Here is a 20,072-nt window from a genome sequence, read left to right on the forward strand (position 1 = left end):
AACATACACATCATCCTTTCATGCTGCGTCATCGCTGGCAGCGTCCCAGATACAGCCTGAAAGGTGCTATGTACAAACCGGAATCGCCATCGCTCCATGTGCTAAACAGTATCTTAGCCAATCAGCTAAAAACTGATTAATTTGATGCTTTTCGTCGCGTTGATGCAACTTTTTATTTGGATAATCATATCGCGCTTTGAAGCGAAAGATCTGCTGACTTGAACACACTTCAGCCACCATCGCATCATGATACAGCCGCACGCTCATCGACGGCAGGCTCCAGTAGCTCACCGCCGGGTACGTCTGCTCAACCGTTACCAGCGTAGTGTAGCGGGTTGATTCTGTTATCGTTAACCGATATTGCGCATTGGCCACCTGATAGTTCACCGTTTCGCCGGCTTCATCAACGCGCGGCAGTAAGCGACGTAATTGTGCGAAATTGGTCTCGCACAGGCGCATCATTTCTGGGAAGTCAGGCGTGTAACGCTTCATTTGGTCCACTCTTTTCGTAAGTCCTGATAATGCAGCTGTAGCCATTGCAAAGCGATGACAGAGGCTGCGTTGTCAATTTTTCCCTCTTCTACACATTGATAAGCGTACTCCCGGCTTACCACATGAACCCGGATATCTTCGTGTTCATCCGCCAGGCCATGAATACCTTTGGCCGTTGTTGCATCCACTTCGCCCACCATAATGGTCAGGCGCTCGCTGGTGCCGCCAGGGCTTGCCAGATAACTCAGACACTCTTTTACCCGGCCGAGTTCAAGCCCGGCCTCTTCCTGTGATTCTCGACGCGCCACATCCTCTACGCTTTCACCCTCTTCAATCATGCCGGCTACCATCTCCAGCAGATAAGGGGTTTCGCTGGTGTCATAGGCCGCAATGCGAATTTGCTCAATCAGCACCACTTCGTCACGCACTGGGTCAAAGGGTAGCAAGACTGCAGCGTGACCGCGCTCAAAAATTTCGCGCCGGACTTCACCGCTCATCTCGCCGTTGAACAGACGATGGCGAAAACGGTACACATCAATCGAAAAAAAACCGCGATATACCGTTTCTCGTGCAATAATTTCTACATCGTTTTTCGAGAGGGTAACCACTGGGTTACGTGATTTTGTCATGGCCTTGCCTATGCTGTAATTATGATGAAATTGTGGATTTAAAATCCGTTTATCTTAGGATCCACTCTCTCTGTGGTAGATTGGTGCAAATTAACGCCAGATGGCACATTACGACAACTTTTTAACGTGGCAGACTCTGGTACAATCGGCGAATATTTTTTCTGTGAATTAGATCAGCGCTAAGCTTCACAACAAGGAATGCAAATGCAAATGAAGAAATTGCTCCCCATCCTTATTGGTCTGAGCCTTACGGGTTTCAGTACAATGAGCCAGGCAGAGAACCTGTTACAGGTCTATCAGCAGGCACGTACCAGTAACCCAGATCTCCGTAAATCCGCAGCAGACCGCGATGCCGCATTCGAAAAGATCAACGAAGCGCGTAGCCCGCTGTTACCGCAGTTAGGTTTGGGTGCCGATTATACCTATACCAATGGCTTCCGCGACAATAACGGCGTGAACTCCAACGCGACCAGCGGCTCGCTGACGTTAACGCAAAGCCTGTTTGATATGTCCAAATGGCGTGCTCTGACCCTGCAGGAAAAAGCGGCAGGCATCCAGGACGTGACCTATCAGACCGATCAGCAAACGCTGATCCTGAATACCGCCACGGCGTACTTTAACGTGCTGAGCGCGATTGACTCGCTCTCCTACACCGAAGCGCAGAAACAGGCGATTTACCGCCAGTTGGATCAAACCACTCAGCGCTTTAACGTGGGCCTCGTGGCGATTACCGACGTGCAGAACGCCCGTTCACAGTACGATACCGTGCTGGCGAATGAAGTGACCGCGCGTAACAACCTCGACAACGCCGTTGAAGCGCTGCGTCAGGTGACCGGTAACTACTACCCAGAGCTGGCGTCTTTGAACGTCGACAGCTTTAAAACGGACAAACCGCAGGGCGTTAACTCGCTGCTGAAAGAAGCGGAAAACCGTAACCTCTCCCTGTTGCAGGCTCGCCTGAACCAGGACCTGGCGCGTGAACAGATTCGCCAGGCACAGGACGGCCATCTGCCGACGCTGGATTTGAACGCCTCTACCGGGGTGTCAAACACCTCCTACAGCGGCTCTAAAACCCACAGTTCCCAGTACGATGACAACGACGCCGGCCAGAACAAAATTGGCCTGAGCTTCTCCCTGCCGCTGTACCAGGGCGGGATGGTTAACTCGCAGGTGAAACAGGCGCAGTACAACTTCGTCGGCGCCAGCGAGCAACTGGAAAGCGCGCACCGCTCCGTCGTACAGACCGTGCGTTCTTCCTTCAACAACATCAACGCCTCTATCAGCAGCATCAACGCCTACAAACAGGCCGTGGTCTCTGCGCAGAGTTCATTAGACGCGATGGAAGCGGGTTACTCCGTGGGTACGCGTACTATCGTTGACGTGTTGGATGCCACCACCACGCTGTACAACGCGAAGCAGCAACTCTCCAGCGCGCGTTATAACTACCTGATCAACCAGCTGAATATTAAAAATGCGCTGGGTACGCTCAACGAGCAGGATCTGATTGCGCTGAACAATGCGCTGGGTAAAAACGTCGCGACCTCTACCGACAGCGTTGCGCCGCAGAACCCGCAGCAGGACGCTTCAGCGGACGGCTACACCTCTCCGGCGACCAGCAAAGCGCGTCTGCGCTAAGGCCTCTCGCCGTACTGAAAAGGGTCCGCTTTATGCGGGCCCTTTTTTCATTCTCTTGCGCTAACGTAAGGCAACGTAAAGATCCGCCGCTTTACGCCCTTCTTCGCTTCATTTTCAACCACTCATCCACTATCCTGAGCGTTATTGCAATACCACTCTACTGGGTCCAGGAAGAACACAATGAAACGGACGAACAATATTCAACATGCCGCCTTCCGTAAAAGCTGGGGCGCGCGTCACCTCACGCCGGTCGCCTTAGCCGTTACCGCAGTATTCATGCTGGCAGGCTGTGAAAAAACTGACGAAACCGTCACGCTCTATCAGAACGCGGACGACTGCTCTGCAGCGAATCCGGGCAAAAGCGCCGAATGTAAAACCACCTTCGATAACGCGCTGAAAGAAGCCGAACGTACCGCGCCGAAGTACGCCAGCCGTGAAGACTGCGTAGCTGAATTTGGCGAAGGCCAGTGCCAGCAGGCACCGGCGCAGGCCGGTATGGCACCTGCCAGCGGTGAAAACCAGGCGCAAGCGCAAAGCAGCGGCAGCTTCTGGATGCCGCTGATGGCGGGCTACATGATGGGCCGTATGATGAGCGGCGGCATGGGTGGCTACCAGCAGCAGCCGGTCTTCACCTCGAAGAACCCATCCAGCCCGGCCTACGGTAAATACACCGATGCCGGCGGTAAAAACTACGGCGCAGCGCAGCCGGGCCGTTCGATGAACGTACCGAAAACCGCGATGGCACCAAAACCGGCAACCACCAGCACCGTGACTCGCGGCGGCTTCGGTGAGTCCGTGGCGAAACAGTCCACCATGCAGCGTAGCGCGTCGGGCACCACCACCCGTTCAATGGGCGGCTGATGACCATGGAAAGAATCAGCATTACTGAGCGCCCGGACTGGCGTGAAAAGGCAACGGAGTACGGCTTCAACTTTCACACCATGTACGGCGAGCCGTACTGGAGTGAAGAGGCTTACTATAAGCTGACGCTGGCGCAGGTTGAAAAGCTGGAAGAGGTTACCGCTGAACTGCATCAACTGTGTCTGAAAGTGGTTGAACGCGTCATCGCCAGCGATGAGCTGATGGCGAAGTTCCGCATTCCAAAGCACACCTGGACCTTCGTGCGCCAGTCATGGCAAACGCAGCAGCCGTCGCTCTACTCGCGCCTCGATCTGGCGTGGGACGGCACCGGTGAACCGAAGCTGCTGGAAAATAACGCCGATACCCCAACGTCACTGTACGAAGCGGCGTTCTTCCAGTGGATCTGGCTCGAAGATCAGATCAACGCGGGCAACCTGCCGGAAGGCAGCGATCAGTTCAACAGCCTGCAGGAAAAGATCATCGAGCGTTTCAACGTGCTGCGCGAACAACACGGCTTCCAGTTGTTGCATCTGACCTGCTGCCAGGACACCGTGGAAGATCGCGGTACCGTGCAGTATCTGCAGGACTGCGCCGCTGAAGCTGGCGTAGCGACCGAGTTCCTCTACATTGATGAGATTGGTCTGGGTGAAAAAGGACAGTTTACCGATCTGCAGGATCAGGTGATCAGCAACCTGTTCAAGCTCTATCCGTGGGAATACATGCTGCGCGAGATGTTCTCCACCAAGCTCGAAGACGCTGGCGTGCGCTGGCTGGAACCAGCCTGGAAGAGCATCATTTCCAACAAAGCGCTGCTGCCGCTGCTGTGGGAGATGTTCCCGGATCACCCGAACCTGCTGCCAGCCTATTTTGCCGAAGACAGTCATCCAGAGATGGACAAATTCGTGGTGAAGCCGATCTTCTCCCGCGAAGGTGCCAACATTTCGATCGTCGAGAACGGTAAAACCATCGAGCAGGTGGAAGGGCCGTACGGCGAAGAAGGGATGATCGTGCAGCAGTTCCATCCGCTGCCGAAGTTTGGTGATAGCTACATGTTGATTGGCAGTTGGCTGATTAACGACGAGCCTGCCGGAATTGGCATTCGTGAGGACAGAGCGCTGATCACTCAGGATCTGTCACGCTTCTATCCCCACATTTTCGTCGAATAATCGTTAACCGATTAGCACCGACAGCATACTCAAGGAGCCCATTTCGATACCGTCTACCGGGATCGTGATGGGCTCTTCGCCATCCCAGGCACCCAGCACATAAAGCAGCGGCAGGAAGTGATCCGCCGTTGGGTTCGACAGCGAACCGCCCTCATGCGCCAGATAGTTCACCAGCGGATGCTGTTCAACCGGCCCTTTCCAGCTTAGATTCGCCTTCACATAATCGTTAAACGACGTGGCCCACGGGTAAGGCGTTGAATCGCCGTGCCATTTCGCCGTACGCAGGTTGTGCACCACGTTACCGCTCGCCACCAGCATAATGCCTTCATCGCGCAGGCTTGCCAGCTTACGACCGATCTCAAAGTGCCATGCCGCTGGCTTAGTGCTGTCGATGCTCAACTGCACCATCGGGATGTCCGCATTCGGGTACATCTTAATCAGCACGCCCCAGGACCCGTGGTCAAAGCCCCAGGCCTCTTTATCAAGCGCCACCGGAACCGGTGCCAGCAGTTCAACCAACTGTTGCGCCAGCGCCGGGGACCCCGGAGCCGGGTAATGGGTATCGTACAGCGCCTGCGGGAAGCCGCCGAAATCGTGGATCGTCTTCGGGGTTTCCATCGCCGTCACGCCCGTGCCGCGAGTGAACCAGTGCGCGGACACCACCACAATAGCTTTTGGGCGTGGCAACGTTTCACCCAGATGCCGCCAGGTACGGGTATAGAGGTTATCTTCCAGTACGTTCATCGGGCTACCGTGACCTAAAAACAGTGCTGGCATTCGGCTACGAGACATGATGTTATCCTTCCAGAGGGCATAATTTAATAACACCACATTAACCCGTTTTGAGTGAGGATAAACTCAGATAAGCGTGATGATGATCTTCAGAAAATTTGAATGTAAGGATGAAGTAAAGAATAGCGTCGCCTCTCGCCATGGCTGACGATTTTCAATATCATGAATGATAATCATTATCATAAGGAGTAAGCGATGTCGGTACCGCTGATTCTGACATTACTGGCAGGAGCTGCCACCTTTATCGGCGCCATACTCGGGGTGATCGGGCAAAAGCCGTCCAACCGGGTACTCGCCTTTTCGCTCGGCTTCGCCGCCGGCATTATGCTGCTGATCTCATTAATGGAGATGCTGCCCGCCGCGCTCGGTACGCCGGGAATGTCGCCGGTGCTGGGCTACGGGATGTTTGTCGTCGGCCTCATTGGTTATTTTGCACTCGATCACATCCTGCCGCATGCGCATCCGCAGGATCTGATGCAGAAAAACACCCAGCCGCTGCCGCGCAACATTCGCCGCACCGCCGTGCTGTTAACCCTTGGCATCAGCCTGCACAACTTCCCGGAAGGTATTGCCACCTTCGTCACCGCCAGCAACAACCTTGAGCTGGGCTTCGGCATTGCGCTCGCCGTGGCGCTGCACAATATTCCTGAAGGGCTGGCGGTTGCCGGGCCGGTCTACGCCGCCACGGGCTCAAAGCGCAAAGCGGTATTCTGGGCGGGAATTTCAGGCATGGCGGAAATACTGGGCGGCGTGCTGGCGTGGGCGATCCTTGGCAGCATGGTGTCACCGGTGCTGATGGCCTCGATTATGGCGGCGGTCGCCGGGATTATGGTCGCCCTTTCCGTCGATGAACTGATGCCGTTGGCCAAAGAGATTGACCCTAACAACAACCCCAGCTACGGCGTGCTGTGCGGCATGTCGGTCATGGGGATGAGCCTGGTGGTGTTACAGTCGATGGGCATTGGCTAACGTCAGGCAATAAAAAAGCCCGGTGCGTATCGCAAACCGGGCTTCATCACGTAGGCCGCTGGATTAGCTGGCTTTACGCTCGTGCTCACGACGGTAGGCTACCAGATCTTCGATGGTCACCAGCGCCATGTTATGTTTCTTCGCAAACTCGATGCACTCTGGCGCGCGCGCCATGGTGCCGTCGTCGTTGGTCAGTTCACACAGCACGCCTGCTGGTTTAAAGCCTGCCAGCGTCACCAGATCGATAGTCGCTTCGGTGTGACCGCCACGGGTCAGCACGCCACCCGCCTGCGCGCGCAGTGGGAAAACGTGGCCAGGACGGTTCAGATCGGAAGGTTTCGCGTTGTCGGCAATCGCCGCGCGAACGGTGGTCAGACGGTCAGCGGCAGAAACGCCGGTGGTCACGCCATGAGCCGCTTCGATAGTGACGGTAAAGCCGGTGCCGTAAGCGCTGGTGTTGTTTTCTACCATCATTGGCAGTTCCAACTGTTTACGACGTTCGTCGGTGAGACACAGACAAACGATGCCGCTACCGTGACGGATAGTCAGCGCCATTTGTTCAACGGTCATGTTTTCGGCGGCAAAGATCATGTCGCCTTCGTTCTCGCGATCTTCGTCGTCCAGCACCATCGCACCGCGACCTTCGCGCAGAGCAACAAGCGCGTTTTCAACGCGTTCGAACGGAGTACCAAAAGAGGAAAGTAGCGTCTGATTCATGGTAAAAAAACCTCATTAATATTATGGTTACCAGAATCAGGGCAGTCTTAGGAGTGCCGATATAACGGCAAATAGATAACGCGAGCGGGTGCTTAACCCAACTGAATCGTTACTCTCTCCCATCCGGACTCTAACCGTCGGCCCCGGAATTACACCGGATCTGCTGACCTTCAGAAAACATCTGAAGCGCTCGCGGGCTTTCAGCCGTAGCTGATTTACCGCCGGTGGGGAATTTCGCCCCGCCCTGAGAATAAGCGTACTTACTATAACGCCAATGACTATCTTCGGCAATGCATAAGCTTCGAACAATTCTGGTTTATCGCACCGGGATAAGACACTACAATAGCCTTCATGCCGACAGAATCAGGGAACAAGAGATGATCGACCCGAAAAAAATTGAACAAATCGCCCGCCAGGTCCACGAGTCTATGCCGAAAGGTCTGCGTGAGTTCGGTGATGATATTGAGAAGAAAGTTCGCCAGGTGATCCAGTCGCAGTTGACGCGCCTTGATGTGGTGAGCCGTGAAGAGTTTGACGTGCAGACTCAGGTTCTGCTGCGTACGCGTGAGAAGCTGGCGCTGCTGGAACAGCGGATTAGCGAGCTGGAAAACCGCCAGTCCGTTGAAAATGTCAGCCCCGCTCCGGTAGAGCCAAAGTAAAACTAAAGCGGGCCGTACGGCCCGTTTACACATTTCCTGATTTCAGTACGCTCCGGAAAGCACTATGGAGCTGTGTATAATGCACATTCCCCTCTCACCACGCACGTACTTCCCCACGAAATCTGAGGGGGAAAAATCCCTTTCCGGATTAAACGATCCGGCCAGAATATGCTATCGTGACACGCTATAAGAACAAGAGAAAAACCATCGCCCAGGGAAATCTATTGCAGGGGGAATGAAGCATGATTTTATTAACGGAATATAATAGTCCCTACCTGTTTGCACTAACATTTGTTCTTCTTATCGGCGTAATTGAAATAATCTCATTGGCCTTTGGCCATTATCTCTCTGGCGCACTCGATGCCCATCTCGATAATTATGATGCTTTGTCATCTGGTAATATCGGACAGGTGATTCATTTTCTGAATATTGGGCGTATTCCGTTATTAGTTGTGCTCTGTTTATTGGCCGGTTTTTTCGGGCTCTTCGGCATCCTTTTCCAGCATGGCTGGGTCATGCTCCTGGGAGCGCCCCTCAGCAACCTACTACTCACCCCAGCATGTTTTATTATTTCACTCTTCGCCGTGCATTACAGCGGAAAAATCATTGCTCCGTGGCTCCCCCGCGATGAAAGCTCCGCCCTCGCTGAGGATGATTATATCGGCTACATGGCGATAATTACCGGGCATTCCGCGATTGCCGGCACACCCTGCGAGGGCAAATTTACCGATAAATTCGGACAAACTCATTACCTATTGTTAGAACCTGAAGAAGGATACGCGTTTAAAAAAGGAGACAAGGTACTGATTCTCGACCGACTTTCCGCAACGCGTTATTTGGCCGAACGTAATCCCTGGCCGAATATTTTGTAATTGTATTTTGACCTTAAGAGACCGACATAATGGATGATATTTTTGGCATGCTACCTTCATGGATGTTTACCGCCGTTGTCGCGGTTGTCGTCTTATTGATTATCGGGATTATTTTTGCCCGTCTTTATCGTCGCGCCTCCGCAGAGCAAGCATTTGTGCGAACCGGGCTTGGCGGACAGAAAGTGGTGATGAGCGGCGGCGCAATTGTGATGCCAATCTTCCATGAAATTATTCCCATCAACATGAATACCCTCAAACTTGAGGTTAGTCGTTCTACCGTCGACAGTCTGATCACCAAAGATCGTATGCGAGTTGATGTGGTTGTTGCCTTTTTCGTCCGCGTTAAACCGTCGGTTGAAGGCATTGCCACTGCCGCACAAACGCTGGGTCAGCGCACGCTGTCTCCGGAAGATTTACGCGTGTTGATCGAAGATAAGTTCGTTGATGCCTTACGCGCCACGGCCTCGCAGATGACAATGCATGAGCTGCAGGATACCCGTGAAAACTTCGTTCAGGGTGTGCAGAATACCGTCGCGGAAGATCTGTCAAAAAATGGCCTGGAGCTGGAGAGCGTCTCGTTAACCAACTTTAACCAGACGGAAAAAGTGCATTTCAACCCGAACAACGCCTTTGACGCCGAAGGTCTGACAAAGCTGACTCAGGAAACAGAGCGTCGTCGTCGCGAACGTAACGAAGTCGAGCAGGACGTGGAAGTTGCGGTAAGAGAGAAAAACCGCGATGCGCTATCGCGCAAGCTGGAAATCGAACAACAGGAAGCCTTTATGACGCTTGAGCAGGAACAGCAGGTGAAAACCCGCACTGCCGAGCAGAACGCCAAAATTGCCGCCTTTGAAGCTGAGCGCCATCGCGAAGCGGAACAGACGCGTATTCTTGCCGAACGCCAGATCCAGGAAACGGAAATTGAGCGCGAGCAGGCCGTTCGTTCGAGAAAAGTTGAGGCCGAGCGTGAAGTTCGGATTAAAGAGATCGAACAGCAGCAGGTAACGGAAATTGCTAATCAGACGAAATCCATCGCTATCGCCGCGAAATCCGAACAGCAGTCTCAGGCAGAAGCACGCGCCAACGATGCGCTAGCCGAGGCGGTTCGCGCTCAGCAGAATGTAGAAACCACCCGTCAGACGGCAGAAGCGGATCGCGCCAAACAGGTTGCGCTGATTGCCGCCGCACAGGATGCTGAAACAAAGGCAGTTGAACTGACCGTACAAGCAAAAGCCGAGAAGGAAGCTGCGGAATTACAGGCGGCGGCAATTGTCGAACTGGCGGAGGCGACGCGTAAAAAAGGGCTGGCGGAAGCCGAAGCGCAGCGCGCGCTGAACGACGCTATCAACGTGCTTTCCAACGAACAAACCAGCCTCAAATTCAAGCTGGCGTTATTGCAGTCTCTGCCTGCCGTCATTGAGAAGTCCGTTGAGCCAATGAAGTCTATCGACGGCATTAAGATCATTCAGGTTGATGGCCTGAATCGCGGCGGCGCGGTGGGTGAAGTCACCGCAGGCAATGGCGTAAGCGGTGGCAATCTGGCAGAGCAGGCGCTGTCTGCCGCCCTCTCTTATCGTACCCAGGCACCGCTGATCGATTCGCTGTTAAACGAGATCGGCCTTTCCGGCGGTTCGCTTAATACTCTGACCACACCGTTAAATTCACCGACTGCGCACGAAAAAGAAGCCTAGTCGCATCCTCGCAAAGCCGTTACACACCTCATCCCTGGCCCTAAAAGCCGGGGATTTTTTTATCCCAGACGCGCCCTTTCAGCGCCACAGATTCGCTGTTTTTGCGCGGACGCTCCAGTAATAAAAAAATAGAGAGGGGTAACTCTTGTACCAGTCAGGGCGTTCGCAAACAATCGCGCTGTCAGCAAGGAGCTGAAACGGGAAAGCCCCTCCCGAAGAAGGGGCTTTAATAAGGAAAGGGTTATGATGAAGCTCGTCATCATACTGGTTGTGCTGTTACTGATAAGTTTCCCAGCTTACTAACAGTCAATCAGAGGGGGGAGATATCCCCTCTCACCCTTATTCCTTTACTTTAGGTCGAAAAAACAGCAGCGTCAACCACGAGGAGCGCGGAAAAACGGAATGTTCGATGCGCCTCCCGCATTCACGATTTATCGCTGTCCTGCTGAATCTTCTTGATAATATTGGTGGTAGAACAACCATCTTCAAAGTTCAGCACCAGCACTTCACCACCGTTCGCCCACACTTCTTCGCTACCGGCAATTTGCTCTGGCTTATAGTCACCGCCTTTGACCAGACGATCCGGCAGGATCCCGGCAATCAGGCGCTGTGGTGTATCTTCTTCAAACGACACCACCCAGTCGACGGACTCCAGCGCGCCCAGCACGATCATGCGCTGATCCAACGGGTTAACCGGGCGGGTTTCGCCTTTCAGGCGCTTGGTTGACGCATCGCTGTTCACCGCGACGATCAGACGATCCCCCAGCTTGCGTGCATTCGCCAGATAGGAGACGTGCCCCGCGTGCAGAATGTCGAACACGCCGTTGGTCATCACCACTTTCTCACCGCGACGACGGGCAGCGGCAACCGCCTGCTTCAGCTCTTCTTCGCTCATCACACCAAAACCGGTATCCGCGCGACCGCGCACGGCGTTTTCCAGTTCGATAGGTGAAACGGTAGACGTACCCAGTTTACCCACCACCACGCCCGCTGCGGCGTTGGCAAAGAAGCACGCCTCTTCCAGGGTTTTGCCGGAGGCCAGCGTCGCTGCCAGCACACCAATAACGGTATCGCCCGCACCGGTCACATCGTACACTTCCTGCGCCTGCGTCGGCTGATGCAGCGGTGCTTTGCCCGGCTGCAGCAGCGTCATGCCCTGCTCGGAGCGCGTCACCAGCAGCGCGGAGAGATCGTAATCAGCAATCAGCTTCATGCCACGCTCAACGATTTCAGCTTCGTCTTTGCACTTACCGACCACGGCTTCAAATTCAGAAAGGTTTGGCGTCAGCAACGTTGCGCCACGATAGCGTTCGAAATTGGTGCCTTTCGGGTCGATCAGCACCGGCACGTTCGCTTTGCGCGCGAGCTGAATCATCTGCTGTACGCTTTCCAGCGCCCCTTTGGCGTAGTCGGAGAGCACCAGCGCGCCAACGCTCGGCAGACCGCTTTGAATACGATCGTGCAGCGGCTGTGGATCCACGCCGGCAAAACCTTCTTCAAAGTCCAGGCGGATCAGCTGCTGGTTGCGCGACAGCACGCGCAGCTTGGTGATGGTTGGGTGGGTCGGTACCGAAACGAAATCACACTTCACGTTAACGTCGGCCAGCGCTTTGTTCAGCGCACGCGCCGCATCGTCAATGCCGGTCAAACCAACAAGACGCGAACCCGCCCCCAGGGACGCAATGTTCATCGCCACGTTTGCCGCGCCGCCAGGACGTTCTTCGATAGTTTCCACCTTCACCACGGGAACCGGGGCTTCCGGGGAAATACGGCTGGTTGGGCCATACCAATAGCGATCCAGCATGACGTCGCCAACCACCATCACTCCTGCGCGTTCAAATTCCGGCAGCGTTACTTTCATTCTTGTCTCCTGGGAGAATCAAAATTTTGGCGCGATAATAGCACATTTCACGGTTGAACCAGCCACTTCTGCCAGCTGGCGCTGACCAGTTCACGTTCCCGAACGAAGCTTGATAAATCGACATTTCCCGGCAACTCCTGAAGCGCCAGATGATGCAACGCATCGCGCAACGTGGTGTAGGCGCGGGTGAGCGCCTGTGCTTCGTGCTCGTCCATAATGTCGTTTTGCGCCAGCAGTTCGAGAATACGCACGTTATCCGACCAGCGGGTCAGCTTCGGCTTCTCGTGGGCATAGCGCAGCACCAGGTACTGGGTAATAAACTCAATATCGGTGATCCCACCGGCGTCGGTTTTGATATCAAAACGATCGCGCTGTTTACCGCCGAGATGAGCACGCATTTTTTCTCGCATCTCGCGCACTTCGGTTTGCAGCGCGCTGCCTTCCCGCGCGGTAGTCAGGATCTGTCGGCGAATGTCGTCGAACTGCTGCTGCAGTTGCGGGTCACCGTAGACCACGCGGGCGCGCACCAGCGCCTGATGCTCCCAGGTCCACGCTTCGTTTTGTTGATAATCAGCGAATGATTCGGCGGTGGTCACCAGCATGCCCGCCGCGCCGGACGGACGCAGACGCGCATCAACTTCATACAAAATGCCGGACGACGTGCGGGTGCTGAACAGGTGCATAATGCGCTGCGCCAGACGCAGATAGAACTGACGGCCATCGATTTCTCGTTCGCCGTCGGTCATCGCATCCATCGGGCAGTCATGCAGGAACACCAGATCCAGATCCGAACTGTAGCCCAGTTCCCAGCCGCCAAGCTTGCCGTAGCCAATGACCGCAAAACCGCGACCATGGCGCTCTCGCAGGTGCGTTGGCTGGCCATAGCGCGCCACCATCTGCACCCACGCCTGCTGGACAACGGCATCGATCATCGCTTCTGCAAGCCAGGTTAAGTGGTCACTGACCTTCATCACCGGCAACGTACCAGCAATATCAGCGGCAGCAATGTGCAGCAGTTGTGCCTGCTTAAACTGGCGCAAGGCTTCCAGCTGCTGCTCTTCATCCTCTTCCGGCACGCGCAGCAGATATTGACGCAGCTCATCACGATAGGCATCGGTCGCCGTCGGCTGGTAAAGCGTGTTGGGGTCGAGCAGCTCATCCAGCAGCAGCGGGTAGCGCGCCAGTTGGCTTGCCACCATCGGCGACGCGGCGCACAGGCGGATAAGATGCTTTAGGGTGCCGGGATATTCGCTTAATAATTCGAGATAGGTAGTACGCGTGACGATGCCGCTCAGCAACGGGGTAATGCGCGTGAGCAGCACCGTGGCATCTTCACGCGAGCACACTTCGCTCAACAGATGCGGCATCAGCGAGTCCAGTACCTGGCGCCCGCGCGGGCCAATGGTGCGTTTATCCAGCTCTTTACGGAAATCGGCAATTTGCGACAGCACGCGATGGCGGTCATCACTGCTGAGGTGCACCAGCCCCGATGGAGAATCATCTTCCTGCAGGGTGTCCTGCCACAGCTCGCGCCAGGATTCCGAAAGCTGCTCTTCCTGCGACGGCTCTTCATCATCGCCGATCAGTTCGTTAAAGACGCGGCGGACTTCGGCCATCAGCGTATCCAGACGCGCGGTCATCATGGCCCAGTCGGCAAAATGCATCCCCCACGCCAGACGGGCGCGGTTGAGGTCGTCGCCGGGCAGCGTCTGCGTCTGTTCGTCGTTGATACTTTGCAGCAGGTTTTCGAGCCGACGTAAAAACAGATACGCTTCACGCAGCGCCTGCGCGTCGGTTTCCGACAGCAGATTCAGGGTTTCAATGGCTTTAAGGGTTGGCAGCAGTGAGCGGCTTTGCAGCATCGGCTCTCGCCCGCCGCGGATTAGTTGAAAGACCTGGACGATAAACTCGATTTCGCGAATCCCGCCCGCACCGAGCTTGATGTTGTCCTTCAGGCCACGGCGACGCACTTCGCGGGTGATCATCCCTTTCATATTACGCAGAGACTGGATCACGCTGAAGTCGATATAGCGGCGGAAGACAAACGGTCGCAGCATCGCCCGCAGTTCGCTGGTGTAAACACCGTCGTCGTCGCCCATGATCCGCGCTTTGACCATCGCATAGCGCTCCCAGTCTCGCCCCTGCTCCTGGTAATAATCTTCCAGCGCCGCAAAGCTCAGCACCAACGGGCCGCTGTCGCCAAACGGCCGCAGGCGCATATCAACGCGGTAGACGAAGCCATCCTGCGTCGGCTGGTCCAGTACCTTAATCAAACGCTGGCCGAGACGGGTAAAGAACTGCGCGTTATCCAGCTCACGACGGCCGCCCTGGGTGCTGCCATGTTCTGGCCAGGCAAAGATCAGGTCAATATCGGAGGAGAAATTAAGCTCTCCGCCACCCAGCTTGCCCATCCCGAGGATCAGCAGCGGCTGCGGTACGCCTTCGGCACTGCACGGCGTACCCCAATCGCGGCAGCAGGCCTCGTAGAGCCAGTTGCGCGCGCTGACGATCAGCGTTTCTGCCAGGTGGCTTAGCTGCTGTAGCGTATCTTCTTCAGATACCTGCGACAGCGCCTGCGCCCAGGCAATCCGCACCATCACCCGGCGGCGGAATAGCCGCAGGGCGCGCATTAGCGCCGTTTCATCATAGACTTCTGCCAGCTCCGCCTGGAGCCAACCCGCATATTGCCGCCACTCATCCGCCTGCGGCGGGTCGCTTTCCAGCGACGCCAGCCACTCAGGATGCGCCGTTAAACTTTGCTGAACAAAATCACTAAAGGTGAAAACAGCCTGTGCTTCACGACCGAGCGCCTCGAGAGGAAAATCCTCCGGGGCACGCTCAACGAGCGTTTGCCAGTGCTGCTGTAACTGCGAAGAAAGCGGCGTCATACGCGGGTTCCCTGAAGTTAATTAACGTTTTCCGCTGTGTAGCCAGAACGGCTCAACCGACAGAGCTTCATTGCGGAAATGTTCAATTTCAATGTGCTGGCGGGTTTCGATAGCGTGGCGCAGCCCCTGCCAGTTCGCCAGCCAGCGATCGGCCTGCTCGGTATCGTAATAGCCGGCCAGCAGCTGAACGGTATTAATATCACGCTTCAGGCGCGGCAGTTGATCTGCGTAAGCATCGCCCAGCGGGTAGGCAAAGACGGTGCGCAGTTCAGCGGCCTGACGAGACAGATGAATATCGGCGAAGCGTTTAAAGGAGTCCGCCAGTTTGGCCTCTGCTTTGGCATCGAGGAACGCCTCCCAGCCGCGCAGCACCAGCCATTCGGTATAGGCAAGCTTCGTCAGCGCGGTTTCACGGCTGAACACCGCATCGTGTGCGGACGCATCGCTCGCCATCAGCGCATCAACCTGGGTCAGGCCATCACGCAGCGCGGCGCTCGCCTTACGCGGCACAATACCGCCGAACAGCGTCAGGATATGGCGAACCAGACCCTGGGCATTCAGCACTTCAACTTTTGCCTTTTTGTTGCCGCGCAGCCACAGCTCCTCGTGGTACTGCCAGTGGGCAAGCGCTTTTTCCAGCGCCGCTTCCAGCGCCTGGCCTACCGTCGCTTTCGGCGGCAGTGAGAGAATGGTCAGCGGTTTGATAACACGGTCTTCATTGCCCTGCGCGAGATGATATCCGCGCGCAGCTTTGCTCAGGCTGCCCTGGCGCAACAGGCCGGTTTCCGCCAGCTGTTTCGCCAGCGTCAGCACATCAGCGGTTTCACCGCTCAGCAGTTCAAGCTCCAGCTCGCAGATGGCTTCCTGATGCTCACCGGCCTTGACGTCACCCAGATCCAGCGCGACCTCAATGCGGCTTTTCCCCTGCGCTATCACCCACTTCTCGCGGAAGAAATCGGTGCTGAACAGCGGCTGAACCTGCTCCGCCAGCCCTTCCGGCATCTCGCCGTTCGGCCAGACTTCCGCAGGCAGTTTGTCGAGCGCCAGTTCAGGCGTGCTGATATCAATATTGTATTCAGGACGTTGATGCAGACCGCCCACGGTGCGCCCGGCGATTTTCATCGTCATCTCATAGCGACCGTTATCGCCCCGAATACGCAGCCCCATATCGTGGCGACGCAGCCAGTTATCGGCGGTTTCATAATAGATATTCAGCAGCTGAGCCGGTGGTGTGTGCTCGGCGTTGAGGGTCTGAAGGTGGTTACGCAGCGTCTCGACGCCAGCGTTATCGACGATAAATTTTAATTCGATTTCTTGAGCCATGATTGAATTCTTGTGGTTTCGTTGCCCGGAAATACCTTTGCGGCGAACTTACAGGTATTCTTTTTGTCAGTAGATAGTATTTTGCGACAAATTGCCATGCAATGCGCAATTTGTCGGGCTAATCGCTGATGGCGTTTTTTCCTCCTGGAGGATTCTGATTGCCGCAGAATGCTTTGCGTCGTCAGACTGTTGCCACTACTATCGTTCCACTTTTATGACAAAAACGATGATCTGATGCCAAAATTACGCTTAATTGCCATTACTTTACTGACACTTACCGCTTCAACCATTGCTCACGCTGATGAAAAGCGCTACGTTTCCGACGAATTGAACACCTGGGTCCGCAGCGGCCCGGGTGATAACTACCGTCTGGCAGGCTCCCTGAACGCGGGCGAAGAAGTCACCCTGCTGCAGACTAATGACACTACCCAGTACGGCCAGGTGCGCGACAGCAACGGCCGCACCGCGTGGATCCCGCTGAAAGAACTGACTGCCACGCCAAGCCTGCGTATTCGCGTGCCGGATCTGGAAAATCAGGTCAAAACCCTGACCGACAAGCTTAATAATATCGACACCACCTGGAACCAGCGCACCGCAGAAATGCAGAAAAAGGTCGCTGAGAGCGATAGCGTGATTAATGGTTTAAAAAATGAAAACCAGAAGCTGAAAAATGAGCTTATCGTCGCGCAGAAAAAAGTGAATGCCGCCAACCTGCAGCTGGACGACAAGCAGCGCACCATCATTATGCAGTGGTTTATGTACGGCGGCGGCGTGCTGGGTGTTGGCCTGCTCCTCGGTCTGGTGCTGCCGCACATCACCCCAAGCCGTAAGCGTAAAGATCGCTGGATGAACTAACCCCGATTCGCGTTCTCTGTGCTTCTTTCGTATCATCATCAAAGATAAGAGACGAGGAGAAGCGTGGCGTGAAGAGTTATCTGGTCGGTGGTGCAGTTCGGGACGGGTTGTTAGGGCTACCGGTCAAAGATAAAGATTGGGTGGTGGTCGGCGCCACGCCGCAGCAAATGCTCGACGCGGGCTACCAGCAGGTAGGCCGCGATTTTCCTGTTTTCCTGCACCCTGAAAGCCACGAAGAGTATGCGCTGGCCCGAACCGAGCGCAAATCAGGCTCGGGCTATACCGGTTTTACCTGCTATGCCGCCCCGGACGTCACGCTGGAGCAGGATTTGCTGCGCCGTGATTTAACCGTCAACGCCCTGGCTCAGGATGCCGACGGTACTATTATTGACCCTTACGGCGGTCAGGCCGACCTTCAACAGCGCATTCTGCGCCACGTCTCCCCTGCTTTCGGTGAAGACCCGCTGCGCGTGCTCCGCGTGGCGCGCTTTGCCGCGCGCTATGCCCATCTGAGCTTCCGTATTGCCGATGAAACCATGACGCTGATGCGTGAGATGACCAACGCCGGTGAACTGGCGCATCTCACGGCGGAGCGCGTGTGGAAAGAGACGGAAAACGCGCTCGGCACCCGCAATCCTCAGGTTTTCTTCCAGACGCTGCGCGACTGCGGCGCGCTGAAAGTCCTGTTCCCGGAAATTGATGCGCTGTACGGCGTCCCGGCGCCGGAAAAGTGGCACCCTGAAATTGATACCGGCGTCCATACGCTGATGACGGTGACCATGGCGGCAATGCTGAGCCCAGAGATTGATGTGCGCTTTGCAACGCTGTGCCACGATTTAGGTAAAGGCTTAACGCCAAAGGAGTTCTGGCCTCGCCATCACGGCCACGGCCCGGCGGGCGTGAAGCTGGTTGAACAGCTTTGCCAGCGCCTGAAGGTACCAAACGAAATGCGCGACCTGGCGAAGCTGGTTGCCGAGTTCCATGACCTCATCCATACCCTGCCGATCCTGCAGCCCAAAACCCTGGTGAAGCTGTTTGACTCCATCGATGCCTGGCGCAAGCCACAGCGGGTAGAGCAGATTGCGCTGACCAGCGAAGCAGATGTGCGCGGTCGCACCCACTTTGAAGCCTGCGACTATCCGCAGGGCCGTCTGCTGCGTGAAGCCTGGCAGGTGGCGAAAGCGGTGGGCAACAAAGAGGTTATCGACGATGGCTTTAAAGGGCCGGAGATTCGTGAAGAGCTGACGCGTCGGCGAATTCAGGCGGTTGCGGACTGGAAGGAAAAACGTTGCCCTCAGCCCAAAGACTGAGGGCAGTTCATCAGAAGAAGACCACGTAGACAGCGGCGGCCACGATGAAGCGGTAGATAGCGAACGGAATAAACGAAATTCGTTTCACCAGCTGCAGGAAGGTTTTGATAGCCACCAGGGCGACCAGGAAAGCCATCACGAAGCCCACCGCGAACATCGGAATATCGGCAGCGGTCAGGAAGTGCCAGCTCTTATAGAGATCCAGCACCGTCGCGCCCATCATCATTGGCACCGCCAGCAGGAACGAGAACTCAGAGGCCGCGTAGCGGCTCACGCCCATCAGCATACCACCAGAAATCGTCGCCCCGGAGCGGGAGAAGCCCGGCCACAGCGCCAGACACTGGAAGCAGCCAATCGCGAAGGCCTGACGATAGCTCATATCATCAATGCCCACCGCGCTAGGCTTTTTCGGCTTCAGCAACTCGGCTGCGATTAACAGCAGGCCGCCCACGATCAGGGCGTACATCACGTTAACCGGGTTGAACAGCGATTTGATTTTATCGTGCAGCACCAGCCCCAGCACCACGGCGGGGATCATGCCAAGCAGAATATGAATCAGCGATAAACGCCCGGAACCTTCACCTTCGTGAACCGGTGGACGCCCAAAGTTGATGCCAATCAGCCCAAACAGGCGACGCCAGAACATCACCACCACGGCCAGAATCGAGCCCAACTGGATAACCACTTCAAAGGTATCCGCTGTTTCACCTTCAAACCCCAGCAGATGGCCTACGATAATCATATGACCGGTACTGGATACGGGGAGAAACTCCGTCAATCCTTCGACCACACCCAAAATTGCCGCGACCAGCAGCGAGTGTATATCGCTCATTAATAAGCCCTTAAAAAGTAAACAATAAAATAAACCCGGCACTAAGACCGGTATAAATCATTTTGGTTTAAATAATATGACGACTGATACTTTTATTTCGGATTATGGCCACGCTCAATGATAACACCCACGTTGGCCGCGCGGGCAACCGCCCCCGGCTTACTGACTTTGATACGCACCCACGGGGAGTTAAAGCGAGACATCAGCAGTTCCGCCAGCTCTTCCGCTACGCGTTCAACCAGCGCAAAGCGACTACCCTCAACGTGATTAACGACCGCTTCGCTGATATCAGCATAGCTCAGGCAGTCCTCCACGTTGTCACTGGCGGCGGCTTTGCGGTTATCCCAGCCTAATTCGATATCGAGCACTAGCTTCTGTTCAATGGTTTGTTCCCAATCATAAACACCGATAGTGGTGATTACCGAAAGTTGCTCTATAAATACAATATCCATCACGACCTGCTTGGTTTTTAGGCTAAACCGGATACCACTCCCGGCGAATTATGCGTATTATCCACAGA

19 protein-coding genes and 1 riboswitch are annotated in these 20,072 nt (G+C 55.4%); of the genes, 10 read left to right on the forward strand and 9 right to left on the reverse strand.

The genetic code is table 11. From position 1 onward, the window contains the following. Positions 1-66: 66 nt before the first annotated feature. Complete coding sequence (locus tag AB2B48_RS14480) at positions 67-492, reverse strand: DUF1249 family protein (RefSeq protein ID WP_333496160.1); 426 nt, start codon at positions 490-492, stop codon at positions 67-69. Then, the gene (gene nudF, locus AB2B48_RS14485) at positions 489-1,121 is read right to left on the reverse strand and encodes an ADP-ribose diphosphatase (RefSeq protein ID WP_220439148.1); all 633 of its coding nucleotides are present in this window, start codon (positions 1,119-1,121) and stop codon (positions 489-491) included. The genes AB2B48_RS14480 and nudF overlap by 4 nt, the downstream gene beginning before the upstream one ends. Positions 1,122-1,331: 210 nt before the next feature. Between nudF and tolC the strand changes: the two genes are divergently transcribed. The 3 genes from tolC to AB2B48_RS14500 all read left to right on the forward strand — a co-directional run bounded on the left by tolC (position 1,332) and on the right by AB2B48_RS14500 (position 4,783). Beyond that, positions 1,332-2,756 (forward strand): outer membrane channel protein TolC, encoded by a 1,425-nt coding sequence (gene tolC, locus AB2B48_RS14490; RefSeq protein ID WP_333011239.1) that lies wholly within the window; start codon positions 1,332-1,334, stop codon positions 2,754-2,756. 180 nt (positions 2,757-2,936) lie between these two features. Beyond that, positions 2,937-3,617, forward strand: a complete 681-nt coding sequence (locus tag AB2B48_RS14495) for a DUF1190 family protein (RefSeq protein ID WP_185668391.1) — start codon at positions 2,937-2,939, stop codon at positions 3,615-3,617. 5 nt (positions 3,618-3,622) lie between these two features. After that, a complete protein-coding gene (locus AB2B48_RS14500; protein WP_333011430.1) occupies positions 3,623-4,783 on the forward strand; it encodes a glutathionylspermidine synthase family protein in 1,161 nt (386 codons plus the stop codon). A gap of 3 nt (positions 4,784-4,786) precedes the next feature. Here AB2B48_RS14500 and ygiD read toward each other — a convergent pair whose 3' ends face one another. Continuing rightward, positions 4,787-5,575 (reverse strand): 4,5-DOPA dioxygenase extradiol, encoded by a 789-nt coding sequence (gene ygiD, locus AB2B48_RS14505; protein WP_333011238.1) that lies wholly within the window; start codon positions 5,573-5,575, stop codon positions 4,787-4,789. Between the two features lie 195 nt (positions 5,576-5,770). Here ygiD and zupT point away from each other — a divergent pair, with 195 nt between their 5' ends. Then, positions 5,771-6,544, forward strand: a complete 774-nt coding sequence (gene zupT, locus AB2B48_RS14510; protein WP_185668393.1) for a zinc transporter ZupT — start codon at positions 5,771-5,773, stop codon at positions 6,542-6,544. Between the two features lie 63 nt (positions 6,545-6,607). Here zupT and ribB read toward each other — a convergent pair whose 3' ends face one another. Next, positions 6,608-7,261, reverse strand: coding sequence for a 3,4-dihydroxy-2-butanone-4-phosphate synthase (gene ribB, locus AB2B48_RS14515; protein ID WP_185668394.1), 654 nt, complete (start codon positions 7,259-7,261; stop codon positions 6,608-6,610). A gap of 107 nt (positions 7,262-7,368) precedes the next feature. Beyond that, a riboswitch (FMN riboswitch) is annotated at positions 7,369-7,517 on the reverse strand. Between the two features lie 121 nt (positions 7,518-7,638). On the opposite strand from ribB, the gene ubiK reads away from it, so the two are divergent. The 4 genes from ubiK (at position 7,639) to AB2B48_RS14535 (ending at position 10,786) form a co-directional block, all read left to right on the forward strand. Then, the gene (gene ubiK / locus AB2B48_RS14520) at positions 7,639-7,920 is read left to right on the forward strand and encodes a ubiquinone biosynthesis accessory factor UbiK (protein ID WP_185668395.1); all 282 of its coding nucleotides are present in this window, start codon (positions 7,639-7,641) and stop codon (positions 7,918-7,920) included. A 242-nt stretch (positions 7,921-8,162) separates the two neighbouring features. After that, positions 8,163-8,792, forward strand: coding sequence for an OB-fold-containig protein (locus AB2B48_RS14525; protein ID WP_368299482.1), 630 nt, complete (start codon positions 8,163-8,165; stop codon positions 8,790-8,792). 29 nt (positions 8,793-8,821) lie between these two features. Beyond that, positions 8,822-10,483, forward strand: coding sequence for a flotillin family protein (locus AB2B48_RS14530; protein WP_220439145.1), 1,662 nt, complete (start codon positions 8,822-8,824; stop codon positions 10,481-10,483). Positions 10,484-10,726: 243 nt separating this feature from the next. After that, positions 10,727-10,786: a type I toxin-antitoxin system Ibs family toxin gene (locus tag AB2B48_RS14535; protein WP_185668420.1), complete on the forward strand. Its 60-nt coding sequence runs from the start codon at positions 10,727-10,729 to the stop codon at positions 10,784-10,786. A 121-nt stretch (positions 10,787-10,907) separates the two neighbouring features. Here AB2B48_RS14535 and hldE read toward each other — a convergent pair whose 3' ends face one another. From hldE to AB2B48_RS14550, 3 genes are read right to left on the reverse strand one after another with little or no spacing between them, the layout of a single operon-like run. Then, the gene (gene hldE, locus AB2B48_RS14540; protein WP_333011231.1) at positions 10,908-12,344 is read right to left on the reverse strand and encodes a bifunctional D-glycero-beta-D-manno-heptose-7-phosphate kinase/D-glycero-beta-D-manno-heptose 1-phosphate adenylyltransferase HldE; all 1,437 of its coding nucleotides are present in this window, start codon (positions 12,342-12,344) and stop codon (positions 10,908-10,910) included. Between the two features lie 47 nt (positions 12,345-12,391). Beyond that, positions 12,392-15,232: a bifunctional [glutamate--ammonia ligase]-adenylyl-L-tyrosine phosphorylase/[glutamate--ammonia-ligase] adenylyltransferase gene (gene glnE / locus AB2B48_RS14545; RefSeq protein ID WP_368299484.1), complete on the reverse strand. Its 2,841-nt coding sequence runs from the start codon at positions 15,230-15,232 to the stop codon at positions 12,392-12,394. 21 nt (positions 15,233-15,253) lie between these two features. Beyond that, positions 15,254-16,555, reverse strand: coding sequence for an inorganic triphosphatase (locus tag AB2B48_RS14550; protein ID WP_368299485.1), 1,302 nt, complete (start codon positions 16,553-16,555; stop codon positions 15,254-15,256). A gap of 234 nt (positions 16,556-16,789) precedes the next feature. Here AB2B48_RS14550 and AB2B48_RS14555 point away from each other — a divergent pair, with 234 nt between their 5' ends. Beyond that, entirely contained in the window at positions 16,790-17,410 is a 621-nt protein-coding gene (locus tag AB2B48_RS14555) for a TIGR04211 family SH3 domain-containing protein (RefSeq protein ID WP_368299487.1), read from the forward strand. 68 nt (positions 17,411-17,478) lie between these two features. Further along, positions 17,479-18,720, forward strand: coding sequence for a multifunctional CCA addition/repair protein (locus AB2B48_RS14560; protein ID WP_368299488.1), 1,242 nt, complete (start codon positions 17,479-17,481; stop codon positions 18,718-18,720). A 10-nt stretch (positions 18,721-18,730) separates the two neighbouring features. Here the strand turns inward: AB2B48_RS14560 and bacA are convergent, their stop codons facing one another. Together bacA and folB are read right to left on the reverse strand one after the other, a co-directional pair. After that, positions 18,731-19,552 carry an undecaprenyl-diphosphate phosphatase gene (gene bacA / locus AB2B48_RS14565; RefSeq protein ID WP_035893692.1) on the reverse strand — a complete coding sequence of 274 codons (822 nt, stop codon included), beginning with the start codon at positions 19,550-19,552 and terminating at the stop codon, positions 18,731-18,733. A 92-nt stretch (positions 19,553-19,644) separates the two neighbouring features. Next, entirely contained in the window at positions 19,645-20,004 is a 360-nt protein-coding gene (gene folB, locus AB2B48_RS14570) for a bifunctional dihydroneopterin aldolase/7,8-dihydroneopterin epimerase (RefSeq protein WP_368299490.1), read from the reverse strand. Between the last annotated feature and the right edge of the window lie 68 nt (positions 20,005-20,072).

Origin of the sequence: Kluyvera sichuanensis, assembly GCF_040930405.1 — a bacterium.
Lineage (GTDB): Bacteria > Pseudomonadota > Gammaproteobacteria > Enterobacterales > Enterobacteriaceae > Kluyvera > Kluyvera sichuanensis.